Here is a 17,107-nt window from a genome sequence, read left to right as displayed (position 1 = left end):
ACTGGTGTCCAGCACTGCCGAGCAGGAGACGCGTGCCGGGGAAGGGCGTCCCGCCTCCGCGGTGAACGGCGCCGCGCGCGAGGCGCCGGCGATACCCGTGTGGCCGGGGGCGCCGACGCCGCTGGGCGCGCGCTTCCGGGTCGGGCCGGACGGGGTCGCGGGCACCAACTTCGCGTTGTGGGCGGGTGGGGCGGAGGCCGTGGAGCTGTGCCTGTTCGACGAGGCGGGCGGCGAGCGGCGGGTGCGGCTGACCGAGCTGACGCACGGGATCTGGCACGGCTTCGTGCCGGGCGTGCTGCCCGGCCAGCGGTACGGCTACCGGGTGCACGGCCGCTGGGACCCGTGGACCGGCGGCCGGTGGAACCCGGCGAAACTGCTGCTCGACCCGTACGCGCGGGCGGTGGACGGCGAGTTCGCGCTGCCGCCCGAGGTGTACGGGCACGTGCGGGACTGGCCGCAGCAGCACGTCGCGGACACCGTGCGCGACGACCGGGACTCGGCGCCGTTCGTCCCCAAGGGCGTCGTCGTCCACGATGACGACGACTGGGCCGACGACCGCCGCCCGAAGACGCCCTGGGCCGACTCGGTGATCTACGAGCTGCACGTCAAGGGCTTCACCAAGCTGCACCCGGACATCCCCGAGGAGCTGCGCGGCACCTACGCCGGGCTCGCCCACCCGGCGGCGATCGAACACCTGACCAAGCTCGGGGTCACGGCCGTCGAGCTGCTGCCCGTCCACCAGTTCGCCCACGAGGACCACCTGCTCAGGCGCGGCCTGAAGAACTACTGGGGCTACAACTCCATCGGCTACTTCGCCCCCCACGCCGCCTACGCCGCCTCCGGCAGCCGCGGCGGGCAGGTCGGCGAGTTCAAGCGGATGGTGCGCGCCCTGCACGCGGCCGGCATCGAGGTCATCCTGGACGTGGTCTACAACCACACCGCGGAGGCCGGCGAGCTGGGCCCCACGCTGTCCCTGAAGGGCATCGACAACCGGGGCTACTACCGGTTGCAGCCGGACGCCCGCCGGTACGCCGACTACACCGGCTGCGGCAACACCCTGCACGTCGTCCAGCCGCACGTGCTGCGCCTGATCACGGACTCGCTGCGGTACTGGGTGACCGAGATGGGCGTCGACGGCTTCCGCTTCGACCTGGCGGCGGCGCTGGCCCGCTCCATGCACGACGTCGACATGCTCTCCCCGTTCCTCGCGGTCATCGCGCAGGACCCGGTGCTGCGGCGGGTGAAGCTGATCGCCGAACCGTGGGACGTGGGCTCCGGGGGCTACCAGGTGGGCGCGTTCCCGCCGCTGTGGACGGAGTGGAACGACCGGTACCGCGACGCCGTGCGCGACTTCTGGCGCCACGCGCTGCCCGACGTACGCGAGATGGGCTACCGGCTGTCGGGCTCCAGCGACCTGTACGCCTGGGGCGGGCGCAGGCCGTACGCGTCCGTCAACTTCATCACCGCGCACGACGGCTTCACGCTGCGCGACCTCGTGTCGTACGAGCGCAAGCACAACGAGGCCAACGGCGAGGGCAACCGGGACGGCTCGAACGACAACCGGTCCTGGAACTGCGGCGCCGAGGGCGAGACCGACGACGAGGCGGTGCGCGCGCTGCGCCGGCGCCAGCTGCGCAACCTGCTCACCACCCTGCTGCTGTCGACGGGCGTGCCCATGCTGGTCGCGGGCGACGAGCTGGGGCGCACCCAGGGCGGCAACAACAACGCGTACTGCCAGGACAACGAGACCAGCTGGATGGACTGGGGGCTGCGGGAGGAGCCCGGCTGGCAGGCGCTCTTCGACCTCACCGCGCGGCTGATCGCGCTGCGCCACCGGCATCCCGTGCTGCGCCGCCGGGCGTTCTTCTCGGGGCGGGCGCACTCGGCGGACGGCCTCAGGGACCTGGCGTGGTTCACCGCGCGGGGCACCGAGATGACCGAGCGGGACTGGTACGCGCCCGCCGCCACGCTCGGCATGTACCTGTCCGGGCGGGACATCCCGGGCCGCGACGAGCGGGGCGCGCCGATCCTCGACGACAGCTTCCTCGCCGTCCTGCACGCCGGGGAGCGGCCGGTGCGGTTCACGCTGCCGGGGCCGCCGTGGGCGCAGCGGTACGAGGTGGTCGTCGACACGGCACAGGAGGAACAGGCGGCGGCACCGGGCCGGGTCCACCGCGCGGGGACGGTGATCACGGTGCCGGAGCGGTCGGTGCTGCTGCTGAGGGTGGCCGGCTGAGGTGGCGTGAGGCGGCCGGTCGGCCCGGCCGGTGTGCCGTGACGGTGGCCGGATCGCGTGCGGTGTGTGTCGGCGGCTGACGTGCGTGTTGCGGGAGCGTGAAGGTGTTGCCGGTGCGTGAAGTCCCGCGGTGAATCGTTGACCCTGTCCGGCGCCCGCTGACAGCGTCCGTGGGCATGCCCCAGATATCCCGCCGCGCCTTCGGCGGCCTCGTCGGCGGTGGTGCCGCGACCGCGCTCGCGGCGACGGCCACCACCGCCGAGGCCGTCGCTCCCGCCGAACGCCCGTTCCGCGCCCGCCCCGCCACGGGCGGCCACCGCAGGCCGAACGTCCTGTTCATCCTCGCCGACGACCTCGGCTGGGCGGACCTGTCGGTGTACGGCGCCCCGCACATCAGGACGCCGAACCTGGACCGGCTCGCCGCGCAGGGCGTGCGCTTCACCGACGGCTACGCGGGCTCGGCGACCTGCTCCCCCACCCGGTTCAGCCTCTACACCGGGCGCTTCCCCGGCCGTACGCCGGGCGGTCTCGCGGAACCCATCGGCAACCGCACCCAGGGCCTCGACCCGGACCACCCCACCCTCGCGTCCCTGCTGAAGGAGGCGGGCTACGCCACCGCGCTGATCGGCAAGTGGCACTGCGGCTTCCTGCCCGACTACAGCCCCACGCGCTCCAGCTGGGACGAGTTCTTCGGCAACTTCGGCGGTGCGCTGGAGTACTTCTCCAAGCTGGGCCAGCTCGGCGAGTACGACCTCTACGAGGGTGACGCGACCTACCAGGACCTGCGCTACTACACGACCGTGCTGACCGAGCGCGCCGTCGAGTACGTCGGCCGGGACCACGAGCGGCCCTGGCTGCTCAACCTCAACTTCACCACCCCGCACTGGCCGTGGCTCGCGGAGGGCGACGAGGAGACCGGAGCCGAGATCGCGGCGCGGATCCGGGCGGGGCAGGTGCTGCCGGCGCTGCGGCACGACGACGGCGGCTCGGTGGCGAAGTACGCGCAGCTGGTGGAGAGCCTGGACGCGGCGGTCGGCCGGGTGCTGGCCGCGCTGCGCCGCTCCGGGCAGGAGCGGGACACGGTCGTCGTGTTCGCCAGCGACAACGGCGGTGAGCGGTTCTCCTACCAGTGGCCGCTGAGCGGGGAGAAGTCCCAGCTGCTGGAGGGCGGCATCCGGGTGCCGACCATCCTGCGCTGGCCGGCCCGGATCGACGGCCGCCAGGTCAGCCACGAGCCCGTGTACTCCCCGGACTGGACGGCGACGCTGCTGGAGCTGGGGGGCGCGCGCCCCGACCCGGCCTATCCGCTGGACGGCCACAGCCTGGCCGGATACCTGCTGCGCGGCGAGGCCCTGCCCGAGCGGGACCTGTTCTGGCGGGTGCGGGGGAACCGGGCGCTGCGGCGCGGGGACTTCAAGTACTACCAGGACGCGGCCGGCCGGGACCACCTCTACCACCTCGCCGAGGACGTCCGCGAACAGGCCGACCTCGCCGCCGAGCGGCCGGAGCTGCTGGCCGAACTGAAGGGGGCGTGGGAGGCGGTCGCGCGGGGGCTGCTGCCCTACCCGCGCGCCTGAGCACGCTCCCGGCCGAGCCGCCGGGGCCGGAAAACTCGGTGGGCGTCGTCCGTCGCTGTCCGTAATCTCGACGTGATGCCGACGACACGTGCCACCACCGAAGAGGCCGGTCCCGACCAGCCCGCCGAACCGCCCGCCCCGCGCTCCGCCGTACGGACCCTGCTGCGCCTGTGGCCGTACGTGCGGCCGGTGCGGGCGCGGTTGTCCGCCGCCGCGCTCGTCGCGATCGTCGCCTCGTGTGCCGGGCTGGTCATTCCGCTGGTCCTGAAGTGGCTGGTGGACGGGCCGGTCGCCGAGCGGGACCCGGCGGGGGTGTGGCTGGGGGCGCTGTACCTGCTGCTGCTCGGGCTCGCCGAAGCGCTGCTGTTCGGGCTGCGGCGGTGGCTGGTGGCCCGGCCGCTGGCCGGGGTCGAGGCGGCGATGCGGGCGGATCTGTACCGGCATCTCCAGCGGCTGCCGGTGGCGTTCCACGACCGGTGGCCCTCGGGGCAGCTGCTGTCCCGGGGGACCGCCGATCTGGCGCTGCTGCGCATGTTCCTCGCCTTCCCGCTGACCTTCCTGCTGGTCAACGGGGTGACGATCCTCGTCGGTGTGGTCATCATGCTGGTCCAGGACTGGACGCTGGGGCTGGTGCTCCTGGGGCCGGCCGTGCCGGTGATGGTGGTCTGCGCCGTCTTCGAGAAGCGGTACGCCCATGCCGCGCGGCGGGCGCAGGACCAGGTCGGCGATCTGACCACGGTCGTCGAGGAGAGCGTGCTCGGCATCCGGATCGTCAAGGGGTTCGGCCGCCACCGCAGCCAGGCGCGCGCCTTCCGCGAGCTGTCGCGCACCCTGCGCGGCACCGAGCTGCACAAGGCGCGGCTGCTGGCCAGCATCTGGGTCGCGATGATGACGCTGCCCGAGGTGGCGATCGGGGCGGCCCTCGTGCTCGGCGCGGTGCGCGTCGCCGACGGCGACCTGTCCGCCGGCACCCTCGTCGCCTTCCTCTCCACCGCCCTCGCCCTGCGCTGGCCGGTCGACTCCATCGGCTTCCTCCTCGCCCTCAGCCAGGAGGCCGCGACGGCCACGGAGCGCTACTTCGAGGTCATGGACGCACAGCCGGAGTCGTCCGGCACCGCGGCGGCGGTGAGCGGTGACGGCGAGCGGGGGCTGCGCTTCCACGGCGTCGGCTTCCGGTATCCGGACGCGCCGCCCGGGTCCCCGCCCGTGCTGGAGCGGATCGATCTGTGGATCCGGCCGGGGGAGTCGATGGCGCTGGTGGGGGCGACCGGGAGCGGGAAGACGACGCTGACCGCGCTGGTGCCGCGGTTGTACGAGGTGACGCAGGGGCGGATCACCCTCGACGGGGTGGACATCACCGCCATGTCCCGCGAGCAGCTGCGGACACGGGTCGCCGTCGCCTTCGAGGAGCCGACGCTGTTCTCGGCCACCGTCGCCGAGAACGTCCGGATGGGCGCGGGCGGCGGCGCGGACGCGGACGCGGACGCGGTGGAGCGCGCGCTGGCGGTCGCGCAGGCCGACTTCGTGCACGCGCTGCCGCAGGGCGTGGACACTCAGGTCGGCGAGCAGGGGCTGAGCCTGTCCGGCGGGCAGCGGCAGCGGCTCGCGCTGGCCCGCGCGGTGGTGGGCCGGCCGGACTTCCTGGTCCTGGACGACCCGCTGTCCGCGCTGGACGTGCACACGGAGGCCGCGGTGGAGGCCGCGCTGCGCCGGGTGCTCGCCGACACCACGGCGCTGATCGTGGCGCACCGCCCCTCCACGGTGCTGCTCGCCGACCGGGCAGCCCTCCTCTCCGGCGGCCGGATCACCGCCGTGGGCACGCATCACGAACTGCTGCGCTCCCACGCCGAGTACGCCCACCTGATGTCTGGCGAAGAGGAGGAAGGCCGATGACGGCCACCACCACGGCCCCGGCCAAGGACGAGCCGGAGGAACGGCGCGCGCCCGGCGGTGACCCCTTCGACCAGGACGTGCTGCCCACCCCTCCCGGCGCCACCGCCGCCCTGCTGCGGTCCCTGCTCGCCCCGATGAAGGCCCGCGTCGCGCTCACCACGCTGTTGCTGCTGCTCCAGCAGGCGGCGGTGCAGGCGGGCCCGCTGCTGGTGGCGTACGCCATCGACCACGCCGTGCCGGCGCTGCGCGCGGACGACCGCGGGCCGCTGATCGCGGTGGCGGCGGGCTATCTGGTGTGCGCGCTGGCGGCCGGGGCGCTGCAGTACGGGTTCGTGCGGGCCTCCGCCCGGGTCAGCCAGGACGTGCTGCTGGACCTGCGCGGCCGGATCTTCCGCCACGCCCAGGCCCTCAGCATCGACTTCCACGAGCGCTACACCTCGGGCCGGCTGATCTCCCGCTCCACGAGCGATGTGGAGTCGCTGCGCGAGCTGCTGGAGGACGGCCTCCAGGAGCTGGTGATGGTGATCCTGTCCTGTGTGTACACGGCGGTGCTGCTGCTGTGGCTGGATCTGGGCCTGGGCGGGCTGGCGGTGGCGTCGTTCGTGCCGCTGTGGTGGCTGGTGCGGATGTACCGGCGCCGGGTGCAGCGGGTGTTCCTGCGGCGGTCGAGCGCCATCGCCGCGGTGATCGTGAAGTTCGTGGAGACGATGAACGGCATCCGGCCGGTGCGCGCGTTCCGCCGGGAGGCCGCGAACGACGCCGAGTTCCGGGAGCTGAACCGGCGCCACGAGCGCACCAACGGCGACGCGCTGCTGGAGATGGCCCGCTATGTCGTCGGCTCGCGGGTCGTGGGCAACACGGCGGTCGCGCTGCTCGTGCTGTGGGGCGCCTGGCGGGTGGCGGAGGGCACCTTGGCGCTGGGCGTGCTGGCGGCGGCGGTGCTGTATCTGCGGCGGATGTACGACCCGATCGACCGGTTCGGGATGTTCCTCAACTCGTACCAGTCGGCGGCGGCCTCCCTGGAGAAGATCGCCGGGCTGCTGGCGCAGACACCGTCCGTGCCCGAGCCGTCCGCGCCGAGGCCGCTGCCGCCGCTGAAGGACGCGGACCGTCCCGGCCGCGAGGTCGTCTTCGACGGCGTCCGGTTCGCCTACCGCACGGGCGGCGAGGTGCTGCCCCGCTTCGATCTGACCCTGCCGGCCGGGCAGACCGTCGCGGTGGTCGGTTCCACCGGCGCGGGCAAGTCCACGCTGGCCAAGCTGGTCGCCCGGTTCTACGACCCGACGGAGGGCCGGGTGCTGCTGGACGGGGTGGACCTGCGCGAGCTGTCCACGGCGGAGCTGCGGCGCGGTGTGGTGATGGTGACGCAGGAGGCGTTCCTGTTCTCCGGCACGGTCGCCGAGAACATCGCCATCGGCCGCCCGGACGCGAGCCGCGAGGAGATCGAGCGGGCGGCGAAGGCGATCGGCGCGCACGACTTCATCAGCGCGCTGCCCGACGGCTACGACACGGACGTCCGCAAGCGGGGCGGCCGTATCTCGGCCGGTCAGCGCCAGCTCGTGGCGTTCGCGCGGGCGCTGCTCGCCGACCCCGGGGTGCTGATCCTCGACGAGGCGACCAGTTCGCTGGACATCCCCGGCGAGCGGGCGGTGCAGCGAGCGATGGCGACGGTACTGAACGGCCGTACGGCGGTGGTGATCGCGCACCGGCTGTCCACCGTGGAGATCGCGGACCGGGTGCTGGTGATGGAGCGGGGCCGGATCGTGGAGGACGGCAGCCCGGCGGAACTCGTCGCGGGCACGGGCCGGTTCGCGGACCTGCACCGCGCCTGGCGGGACAGCCTGGCCTGAACGGCCCTCGCCGCGGGCCGGCGGCAGGCTGCCGCGACAGCCGCAGGCCGGCGGCGGGCCGAACCGCGCGCGAGAGGCACAGTCCCCTCGCGACCGGCACGGAGGGCGGCACGGGCCGGCTCGCCGGGGACGAGGCGGCGGTGATCCCGCGGGCCGCGGTGGCGGCGGACCTCGCCACGGCCCTCGCCGCGGGCTGGCGGCAGGCTGCCGCGACAGGCGCGGGCCGGCGGCGGGCCGCCGCGAAAGCCGCGCGCCGGATCTGGCGAGTCCGTATATCGAACGTGAACTCCCGGACAACGAACGATTTCCGGCCAAGTTCCTGACGCGCCCCTGACAGAAAGGGCGCGGTGCTGCCACTCTTCCCACGGCCACCTCACAGCAACCCCACAGACCTTCGCCGCTGTGGCGCGGCCCAGCTCCACGCACGCCCGGACGGCCCACCCGCCGTCCGGTCTCCCCTGGCCGCGTGATCCGCGGCCGCGCAGAAGGAGTCAGTGTTGAGCAGCAGTCCCTCTCACAGACGCACCTCCCACACCCCCCGTCGCCGGGCGGCGGCCGTCGCGCTGGTCGGCGTCGCCGCCCTCGTCGCCGCGGCCGTGCAGTCCGGTGCCGCGACCGCCGCCCCGGAGAAGGCACCGTCGGCGTCGGCCCAGGCGGACCCGGGCGCCCTGCCCAAGAAGCTCACCCCCGCCCAGCGTGCCGAGCTGATACGCGAGGCCCAGGCGGACACGGCGGCGACGGCCCGCGAACTCGGCCTCGGCGCCAAGGAGAAGCTGGTCGTCCGGGACGTCGTCCAGGACCGTGACGGCACGACGCACACCCGCTACGAGCGCACCTACGACGGTCTGCCCGTGCTCGGCGGCGACCTGGTCGTGAAGGCGGCGAAGGACGGTGAGACCGAGGGAGTCGTGCGGGCCACCCGGGCCGCCGTCAAGCCCGCCACCCTCAAGCCGGCGATCACCGCCGAGCGCGCCGAGCGGCAGGCGCTGGCCGCCGCGAAGGCGGAGAAGGCGAAGAACCCGGACGTGGACCGCGCCCCGCGCAAGGTGATCTGGGCGGCGAACGGCACCCCGACCCTGGCCTGGGAGACCGTCGTCGACGGCCTCCAGCACGACGGCACCCCGCAGGAGCTGCACGTCGTCACCGACGCCGCGACCGGGAAGAAGCTGTTCGAGTGGGAGGCCGTCCACACCGGGACCGGCCACACCGTGTACAGCGGCACCGTCCCGCTGACCACCACCCAGTCGGGCTCGGCGTACAACCTCACCGACGGCGCCCGCGGCGGCCACAAGACGTACAACCTCAACCGCGGCACCTCCGGCACCGGCACGCTGTTCTCCGGCCCGGACGACGTGTGGGGCAACGGCAGCCCGTCCAACCTGGAGTCGGCCGCCGCCGACGCCCACTACGGGGCCGCGCTGACCTGGGACTACTACAAGAACGTGCACGGCCGCAACGGCATCCGCGGCGACGGCGTCGGCGCCTACTCGCGGGTCCACTACGGCAACAACTACGTCAACGCGTTCTGGTCGGACAGCTGCTTCTGCATGACGTACGGCGACGGCTCGGGGAACGCCAACCCGCTGACGTCGATCGACGTGGCCGCGCACGAGATGACGCACGGTCTGACGTCGGTGACCGCGAAGCTCGTCTACAGCGGCGAGTCCGGCGGCCTGAACGAGGCGACGTCCGACATCCTCGGCGCGGCCGTGGAGTTCGCCGCGAACAACTCCTCCGACGTCGGTGACTACCTCATCGGCGAGGAGATCAATATCAACGGCGACGGCACGCCGCTGCGCTACATGGACCAGCCGAGCAAGGACGGCTCGTCGAAGGACAACTGGTACTCCGGTATCGGCTCCATCGACGTGCACTACTCCTCCGGCCCCGCGAACCACTTCTTCTACCTGCTGAGCGAGGGCAGCGGCGCCAAGACCATCAACGGCGTCAGCTACAACTCACCCACCGCGGACGGGCTGCCGGTCACCGGCATCGGCCGGGCCAAGGCGGAGCAGATCTGGTTCAAGGCGCTCACCACCAAGTTCACCTCCACCACCAACTACGCGGGCGCCCGCACCGGCACGCTGGCGGTCGCCGGTGAGCTGTACGGCACCACCAGCGCCGAGTACAAGGCGGTGCAGGACGCGTGGGCCGGTGTGGCGGTCGGGTCCCGCTCGGGCGGGGGCGGCGGCGGCACGTCGTTCGAGAACACCACCGACGTGTCCATCCCGGACAACGGCGCCGCGGTGACCTCGTCGGTGAACGTGACCGGGCGGGCCGGCAACGCGCCGTCCAACCTCCAGGTGGGCGTGGACATCATCCACACCTGGCGCGGTGACCTGGTGATCGACCTGGTGGCGCCCGACGGGACGGCGTACCGGCTGAAGAACTTCAGCTCGTCCGACTCGGCGGACAACGTGCAGACCACGTACACGGTCAACGCCTCCTCCGAGACCGCCGACGGCACCTGGAAGCTGCGGGTGCAGGACCAGGCGGCGCAGGACACCGGCTACATCAACAGCTGGAAGCTGACCTTCCCGTAGACCGGGTCGCGCGGCGCGGGGCGCCGCTCCGGGGCAACTCCCCCGGGGCGGCGCCCCTTTTCGCTGCCCCGCTTTACCTTTCGGAAACGTTTTCTTGGGAGTTGGTTTTCGGCCAACATCACTTGGGGCTCCTGACATGTACGCACCACGGGTGTCACTCTTCCCTCACCCGCCGCACGACGTCCCAGCAGCCCCACCCAAGGAGCTTGTGTGTCCCCCACGCGCACCACTCTCGCGCTGGCCACCGCCATCGCCGCCGGCGCTCTCCTGACCACCGGCCTCACCACCGGCCCGGCCACCGCCCAGACCCCCGCCGAGGGTCCGGCCGCCCGCGCCGCCACCCCCCTCGCCCTCTCCCCCGCCACCCGCACCGCCCTGATCCGCGAGGCCGACGCGGCCACCGAGCGGACCGCCGGTGAGATAGGCCTCGGCGCCAAGGAGAAGCTGGTCGTCCGCGACGTCGTCAAGGACGCCGACGGCAGCCTGCACACCCGTTACGAGCGCACCTACGCCGGTCTGCCCGTCCTCGGCGGCGACCTCGTCGTGCACGAGAGCCCGGCCGGGAAGACCGAGGGCGTCACCAAGGCGACCAAGGCGAGAATCGCGGTCGCCGACCTCACCCCGGAGGTGACCGCGGCCGCCGCCGAGACCCAGGCCGTCAAGCGCGCCAAGGCCCTCGGCGGGACGAAGTCCGACGCGGCGAAGGCCCCCCGCAAGGTGATCTGGGCGGCCGGCGGCAAGCCCGTCCTCGCCTACGAGACCGTCGTCGGCGGCTTCCAGGACGACGGCACCCCCAACGAGCTGCACGTCATCACCGACGCCGCCACCGGAAAGAAGCTCTACGAGTACCAGGGCATCGAGACCGGCACCGGCAAGGGCCTCTACAACGGCACGGTCACCCTCGGCACCTACCTGTCGGGGTCGTCGTACCAGCTGTACGACACCGCCCGCGGCGGCCACAAGACGTACAACAAGGCCCGCTCCACCAGCGGCTCGGCCGGCACCCTGTTCACCGACGCCGACGACGTCTGGGGCACCGGCACCGCGTCCGGTTCCTCCACCGACCAGACCGCCGCCGTCGACGCCGCGTACGGCGCGCAGACGACCTGGGACTACTACAAGAACACCTTCGGCCGCAACGGCATCAAGAACGACGGCAAGGCCGCGTACTCCCGCGTCCACTACGGCAACGCCTACGTCAACGCCTTCTGGTCCGACAGCTGCTTCTGCATGACGTACGGTGACGGCGAGGGCAACACCAAGCCGCTCACCTCGCTCGACGTGGCGGCCCACGAGATGACCCACGGCGTCACCTCGAACACGGCCGGGCTCAACTACTCCGGCGAGTCCGGCGGCCTGAACGAGGCCACGTCCGACATCTTCGGCGCGGCGGTCGAGTTCTACGCCAACAACCCCGCCGACCCCGGTGACTACCTCATCGGCGAGAAGATCGACATCAACGGCGACGGCACCCCGCTGCGGTACATGGACAAGCCGAGCAAGGACGGCGCGTCCGCGGACTACTGGTCGTCCTCGCTGGGCGGCCTGGACGTCCACTACTCCTCCGGCCCGGCGAACCACTTCTTCTACCTGCTCAGCGAGGGCAGCGGCGCCAAGACGATCAACGGCGTCGCCTACAACTCGCCGACCTACAACGGCACCGCGGTCACCGGGATCGGCCGGACCAAGGCCGCGGCGATCTGGTACAAGGCGCTCACCACGTACATGACCTCGACGACCAACTACAAGGGCGCCCGTACGGCGACCCTGAACGCGGCGTCGGCGCTGTACGGCGCGTCGAGCACCGAGTACAAGGCGGTGGCGGCGGCCTGGGCGGCCGTCAACGTCAACTGACCCCGGCACGACCGAGGGGCGGCACCCGGCGGGAAGGCGACGCCGGGTGCCGCCCTACGCTGGGGCACATGTCTCCTGGGGAATTCACGTACGCGGACGTCGGCGGCACCCGTGAGCCGGGTTTCTGCCCGCCCGGCTTCCACCGCATGGACGTCCGCACCCGGATCGGCGAGGGCCACGAGGTCTTCCGGCGGGCCGCCGAGGCGGTGTGCACCTGGGAGATGCACCGCGCGATGGGCGTCGGCATCGACGCGAGCGCCGACCGCGCCGCCCCCGACGTGACGGTCACCGTCATCCTCGCCGGACTGGTCAAGGCGCCCTGCCGGATCGTCTGGACCGTCGACGAGCCCCGCCGCGCCGGCTGGGCCTACGGCACCCTGCCCGGCCACCCCGAGTGCGGCGAGGAGTCCTTCGTCGTGAACCGCACCGGCGACGGCACGGTCTGGCTGACCGTCTCCGCCTTCAGCCGCGCGGCCCGCTGGTACGCCAGGGCCGGCGGCCCGGCCACCCGCGGCTTCCAGCACGCCTACGCCAAGCGGTGCGGGAAGGCGCTGCGGGCCCTGTGCGACCGGGGCCCGGAGAGCTGACCCCGGCCGCGGCCCCGCCTCGCCCCTGCTCCGGCTACCTCATCAGCACCCCCGCCGCCTCCCGCACCTCGTCCGCCGGGACCGTCAGCAGGCCGAGTTCCGCGCCCGAGGCCAGCAGGCGGTGGGCGGGGAGGATGCGGACCGTGTAGCCGAAGGGGCCGGTGCGGTCCAGGGAGAGGGGACCCTCGTAGACCCAGCGGCCCTCCATGTCGGGTCCGCCGGCCGCCTTGAGGGGGACGGCGGAGGCGTCGGCGATGCGGTCCTCGGAGTCGACGCGGCCGGAGACCGCCTGCACCTCGACGTCCTCGGGGGCGAGGTCGCCGAGTCCGACGCGGACCCGCAGGGTGAGGGTGGTGCCGAGCTCGGCGGTGGCCGCCGTGGCGGAGGTCTCGACGTGGTCGACCGTCACCCGGTGCCAGGCCGCGCGGACGCGGGCCTTCCACTCGGCCAGCTCCCGCGCCGCGTCCGGGTCCATGGAGCGGTGGGCGAGGGCCGCGGGGGCGTAGAGGCGTTCCACGTACTCCCGCACCATCCGGCCCGCCAGCACCTTGGGGCCGAGCAGGGTGAGCGTCTGGCGGACCATCTCGATCCAGCGGTCCGGCAGCCCGCCCTGGCCGCGCTCGTAGAAGCGCGGGGTGATCCGCTGCTCCAGCAGGTCGTACAGCGCGGCGGCCTCGATGTCGTCCCGGCGGTCGGGGTCGGTGCCGTGGCCGTCGGCGGTGGGGATGGCCCAGCCGAAGTCCGGCTGGAACCACTCGTCCCACCAGCCGTCCAGCACCGACAGGTTCAGGCAGCCGTTGAGCGCCGCCTTCATGCCGCTCGTGCCACAGGCCTCCAGCGGGCGCAGCGGGTTGTTCAGCCAGATGTCGCAGCCGGGGTAGAGCTTCTGCGCCATCGCCATGCCGTAGTCGGGCAGGAAGACGATCCGGTGGCGCACGCGCGGGTCGTCGGCGAACCGGACCAGCTCCTGGATGAGGCGCTTGCCGCCGTCGTCCGCCGGGTGCGCCTTGCCGGCGACGACGATCTGGACCGGCCGCTCGGGGTGCAGCAGCAGTTCCATGAGCCGGTCGCGGTCGCGCAGCATCAGCGTCAGGCGCTTGTACGACGGCACGCGGCGGGCGAAGCCGATGGTCAGGACCTCCGGGTCGAGCACCCCGTCGATCCAGCCCAGCTCCGCCGTGCCGGCGCCGCGCTGCCGCCACGCCGTGCGCAGCCGCTCGCGGACCTCCTGCACCAGCTGTTCGCGCAGCGACCGGCGCAGGTCCCAGATGTCCTGGTCGGGGATGTCGGCGACGGCGTCCCAGCGCTCCGAGCCGCCGATCGTCAGGGCGTCCTCGGTGCGCTGGGGGCCGATCTGCCGGGCGCCGAGCCGGAGCACCTCCGGGGCGACCCAGGTGGGGGCGTGCACCCCGTTGGTGACGGAGGTGATCGGCACCTCCTCCGGGTCGAACCCCGGCCACAGCCCGGAGAACATCTCCCGGCTGACCCTGCCGTGCAGCAGCGAGACGCCGTTGGCGCGCTGGGCCAGCCGCAGGCCCATCACGGCCATGTTGAACAGGCCGGGCTCGCCGCCGGGGTAGCTCTCCCCGCCCAGCTGGAGGACGCGGTGCACGTCGATGGCGGGCAGTTCGGCGTCGGGGCCGAAGTGGCGGGCGACCAGCTCCCGGTCGAAGCGGTCGATGCCGGCGGGGACGGGCGTGTGCGTGGTGAAGACGGTGCCGGCCCGCACGGCCTCCAGCGCCGAGTCGAAGTCGAGGCCGTCCGCGCACAGTTCGGCGATCCGCTCCAGGCCCAGGAAGCCCGCGTGTCCCTCGTTGGTGTGGAACACCTCGGGCGCGGGGTGGCCGGTGAGCCGGCAGTACGTGCGCACCGCCCGAACCCCTCCTATGCCGAGCAGCATCTCCTGGAGCAGCCGGTGTTCGCTGCCGCCGCCGTAGAGCCGGTCGGTGACGCCGCGTTCGCCGTGGTCGTTCTCCTCGACGTCCGAGTCGAGCAGCAGCAGCGGCACCCTGCCGACCTGGGCGAGCCAGATCCGGGCGCGCAGCGAGCGGCCGCCGGGCAGGGCGAGGGTCACCTGGGCGGGGGTGCCGTCGGGCTCCTTCAGCAGGGCCAGCGGCAGCTCGTTGGGGTCGAGGACGGGGTAGTGCTCCTGCTGCCAGCCGTCGCGGGAGAGGGTCTGGCGGAAGTAGCCGTGGCGGTAGAGCAGGCCGACGCCGATGAGCGGGACGCCGAGGTCGCTGGCCGCCTTGAGGTGGTCGCCGGCGAGGATGCCGAGGCCGCCGGAGTACTGCGGCAGGGCGGCGGTGATGCCGAACTCGGGGGAGAAATAGGCGATGGCGGCGGGGAGTTCGCCGGGCTGGGTCTGGTACCAGCGGTCGCCGGTGACGTAGTCGTGCAGCTCGTCGGCGACCGTGGTCAGCCGGCGCAGGAAGCGGCGGTCCTCGGCCAGCTCGGCGAGCCGGGCGGGCGGCACGCTGCCCAGCAGCCGGACCGGGTCGCCGCCCGAGGCGGCCCAGCGGTCGGGGTCGACGGACTGGAACAGGTCGCGCGTCTCCGCGTGCCAGGACCAGCGCAGATTGCGCGCCAGGTCGCTCAGCGGCCGGAGGGGTGCGGGGAGAACGGGACGGACGGTGAATCGACGGATCGCCTTCACGGTTCCACCTTGTCGGTGCGCTGACGGACGCGGTGTGCGTTGTTGCCGTTCTTCGGGGTGCTGCCGTACTTGTGGGTGCTGCCGTACTTGTGGGTGCTGCGGTACTTGTGGGTGCTGCGGTACTTGTGGGTGCTGCGGTACTTGTGGGTGCTGCGGTCCTCGTGGGTGCTGCCGTACGTGTGGGTGCTGCCGTACGTGTGGGTGCGGCCGTTCTTCAGTGTGCTGCCGTTCTGGATGGTGTTGTCCTTCTCGACGGAGTTGTCTCTGTCGACGGTAGTGGCTACCCGGCCGCGCCGTGGCCGACTCCGCGAGTGCCGCGCCCGGCCCGTCGAACCGTCACCCTCACTCCGCCCTGACCGGTATGGCCGGTTCCGCACCCCTGGGCCACCTTGGGGGGCTTCGGGCAACCGTGCGGACGCGGGCGCCGGCGGAAGGACGGATACCGGAAGCGCGTGACCCGGCCTGCGTCAGCGGCAGGTCCCCGGTGACGCCGAAAAGGGGAACATGCGCTGCGCCGACGGCACGAGGGCAGGTCGCCGAGAAGACGGGGCGCGCGTCAGCCGCGCCCGCGGCACGGCTCTGGACGGCGCGGGGCTGGTACTCCGGCGGTGGCGGCGCCCGACCGGGTCGCCGCGTGGACGACTTCGTGCCGCCGTTGTGCCGTATCCGGTCGTCCTCGGCAACGGGGCGTTTCCAGCCAGACTTTTCTCCCCCGTGGGTCCGGGACAGGCCCTCACGGTCGCCGCCGCCGGCCGCCCCGGCACTCATGTGTCCTTCTCCTGCGCACCCGTCGCGAGCGTCGCGCCACCGCACCCCGCCGAGTGCCGGAAGACCGGTCCGGCGCAGGTCGCGCGGGTTGCGGCAGCGAGCCGGGTGACCGGTGCGGTGAGCGCGCGCGGGCCCGGTCCGCCGAACCGGCCGCGCCGGGCGCCGCGTTCCGGGCACCACGGTCCGGACACCGGTCCCGCCACTCCCGGACGGGGCCGGTCTTGTGCGCAGACATACGCGTGAGTAGTTAACAAAGTGCCGGATTGCCCACCCGAACAGTGTGGGAAGGCTCCTGCGGTACACCTCACAGGCACCTCACGCAGAACCCACCTCCCCACAAGCAATCCGCCCACCCACGTTGACGCGGACAGGAGCGGTGATGCCCGCCAAGCACCACTCGTCAGCACCCCCGACCCCCCGTACCGGTACACCCCTCGCGCACCGCGCCGACACGAGCCCGACGACCGCGGAGCCGCCTTCCGCGGGCGGCGAGGCCACCGCCGTCGGACGCATACCGGTCCTCGACGTCCGTCCCCTGGTCCAGCAGGGCCGCCGGCCCGCGAAGGCGGTGACGGGCGAGAGCTTCGAGATCTCGGCCACCGTGTTCCGGGAGGGCCATGACGCGGTCGCCGCCAATGTCGTCCTGCGGGACCCGGACGGCCGGCCCGGCCCGTGGACACCGATGCGCGAACTCGCCCCCGGCACCGACCGCTGGGGCGCCACCGTGACCGCGGGCGCGCCCGGCCGCTGGACCTACACGGTCGAGGCGTGGGCCGACCCGGTCACCACCTGGCACCACCACGCCCGCATCAAGATCCCGGCCGGGATCGACACCGGGCTCGTCCTGGAGGAGGGCGCACGACTGTACGAACGGGCTGCCGAGGGAATGCCCGCCGGGGAGCGCGGCCCGGTGCTCGCCGCCGTCGACGCCCTGCGCGACGAGTCCCGCCCGGCCGCGGCCCGCCTGGCGGCGGCGCTCACCCCGGAGGTGGAGGCGGCGCTCGCCCGCCACCCCTTGCGGGAGTTGGTCACCGCGTCCGATCCGCTGCCGCTGCTGGTGGAGCGGGAGCGGGCGTTGTACGGCTCGTGGTACGAGTTCTTTCCCCGTTCGGAGGGCACGCCGGAGCGTCCGCACGGCACGTTCCG

The 17,107-nt window shown here is 73.1% G+C and carries 10 protein-coding genes; 8 read left to right on the top strand and 2 right to left on the bottom strand.

Translation table 11 applies throughout. From position 1 onward, the window contains the following. Positions 1-4 precede the first annotated feature (4 nt). From glgX to AB0K92_RS14600, 7 genes are all read left to right on the top strand, one after another. Positions 5-2,236, top strand: coding sequence for a glycogen debranching protein GlgX (gene glgX / locus AB0K92_RS14630; RefSeq protein ID WP_365922742.1), 2,232 nt, complete (start codon positions 5-7; stop codon positions 2,234-2,236). A 176-nt stretch (positions 2,237-2,412) separates the two neighbouring features. Beyond that, positions 2,413-3,813, top strand: a complete 1,401-nt coding sequence (locus AB0K92_RS14625) for a sulfatase-like hydrolase/transferase (RefSeq protein WP_365922740.1) — start codon at positions 2,413-2,415, stop codon at positions 3,811-3,813. 75 nt (positions 3,814-3,888) lie between these two features. Beyond that, positions 3,889-5,706 carry an ABC transporter ATP-binding protein gene (locus AB0K92_RS14620; RefSeq protein ID WP_365922738.1) on the top strand — a complete coding sequence of 606 codons (1,818 nt, stop codon included), beginning with the start codon at positions 3,889-3,891 and terminating at the stop codon, positions 5,704-5,706. After that, a complete protein-coding gene (locus AB0K92_RS14615; RefSeq protein ID WP_365922736.1) occupies positions 5,703-7,556 on the top strand; it encodes an ABC transporter ATP-binding protein in 1,854 nt (617 codons plus the stop codon). Before AB0K92_RS14620 ends, AB0K92_RS14615 begins: the two co-directional genes overlap by 4 nt. Before the next feature lie 497 nt (positions 7,557-8,053). Then, the gene (locus AB0K92_RS14610) at positions 8,054-10,099 is read left to right on the top strand and encodes a M4 family metallopeptidase (protein ID WP_365922734.1); all 2,046 of its coding nucleotides are present in this window, start codon (positions 8,054-8,056) and stop codon (positions 10,097-10,099) included. Between the two features lie 210 nt (positions 10,100-10,309). Further along, entirely contained in the window at positions 10,310-11,953 is a 1,644-nt protein-coding gene (locus AB0K92_RS14605) for a M4 family metallopeptidase (protein WP_365922732.1), read from the top strand. A 68-nt stretch (positions 11,954-12,021) separates the two neighbouring features. After that, positions 12,022-12,540: a DUF1990 domain-containing protein gene (locus AB0K92_RS14600; RefSeq protein ID WP_365922730.1), complete on the top strand. Its 519-nt coding sequence runs from the start codon at positions 12,022-12,024 to the stop codon at positions 12,538-12,540. 34 nt (positions 12,541-12,574) lie between these two features. Here the strand turns inward: AB0K92_RS14600 and AB0K92_RS14595 are convergent, their stop codons facing one another. Next, positions 12,575-15,193, bottom strand: a complete 2,619-nt coding sequence (locus AB0K92_RS14595) for a glycosyltransferase family 1 protein (protein WP_365922728.1) — start codon at positions 15,191-15,193, stop codon at positions 12,575-12,577. Then, positions 15,190-15,570, bottom strand: a complete 381-nt coding sequence (locus AB0K92_RS14590; protein ID WP_365922726.1) for a hypothetical protein — start codon at positions 15,568-15,570, stop codon at positions 15,190-15,192. Before AB0K92_RS14590 ends, AB0K92_RS14595 begins: the two co-directional genes overlap by 4 nt. A 770-nt stretch (positions 15,571-16,340) precedes the next feature. On the opposite strand from AB0K92_RS14590, the gene AB0K92_RS14585 reads away from it, so the two are divergent. Further along, on the top strand, positions 16,341-17,107 hold a 767-nt coding region (locus AB0K92_RS14585; protein ID WP_365922724.1), incomplete at its 3' end, for a maltotransferase domain-containing protein.

Origin of the sequence: Streptomyces sp. NPDC052687 (assembly GCF_040678395.1) — a bacterium.
Classification (GTDB): Bacteria; Actinomycetota; Actinomycetes; order Streptomycetales; family Streptomycetaceae; genus Streptomyces.
Note: the sequence above shows the minus strand (reverse complement) of the source record. Positions and strands in the feature narration are given on the sequence as shown.

Excerpts from the sequence above, each read along its gene's own strand:
- AB0K92_RS14625 (WP_365922740.1), top strand. The coding sequence starts at position 2,413 with ATGCCCCAGATATCCCGCCGCGCCTTCGGCGGCCTCGTCGGCGGTGGT.
- AB0K92_RS14615 (WP_365922736.1), top strand. The coding sequence starts at position 5,703 with ATGACGGCCACCACCACGGCCCCGGCCAAGGACGAGCCGGAGGAACGG.
- AB0K92_RS14620 (WP_365922738.1), top strand. The coding sequence starts at position 3,889 with ATGCCGACGACACGTGCCACCACCGAAGAGGCCGGTCCCGACCAGCCC.
- AB0K92_RS14600 (WP_365922730.1), top strand. The coding sequence starts at position 12,022 with ATGTCTCCTGGGGAATTCACGTACGCGGACGTCGGCGGCACCCGTGAG.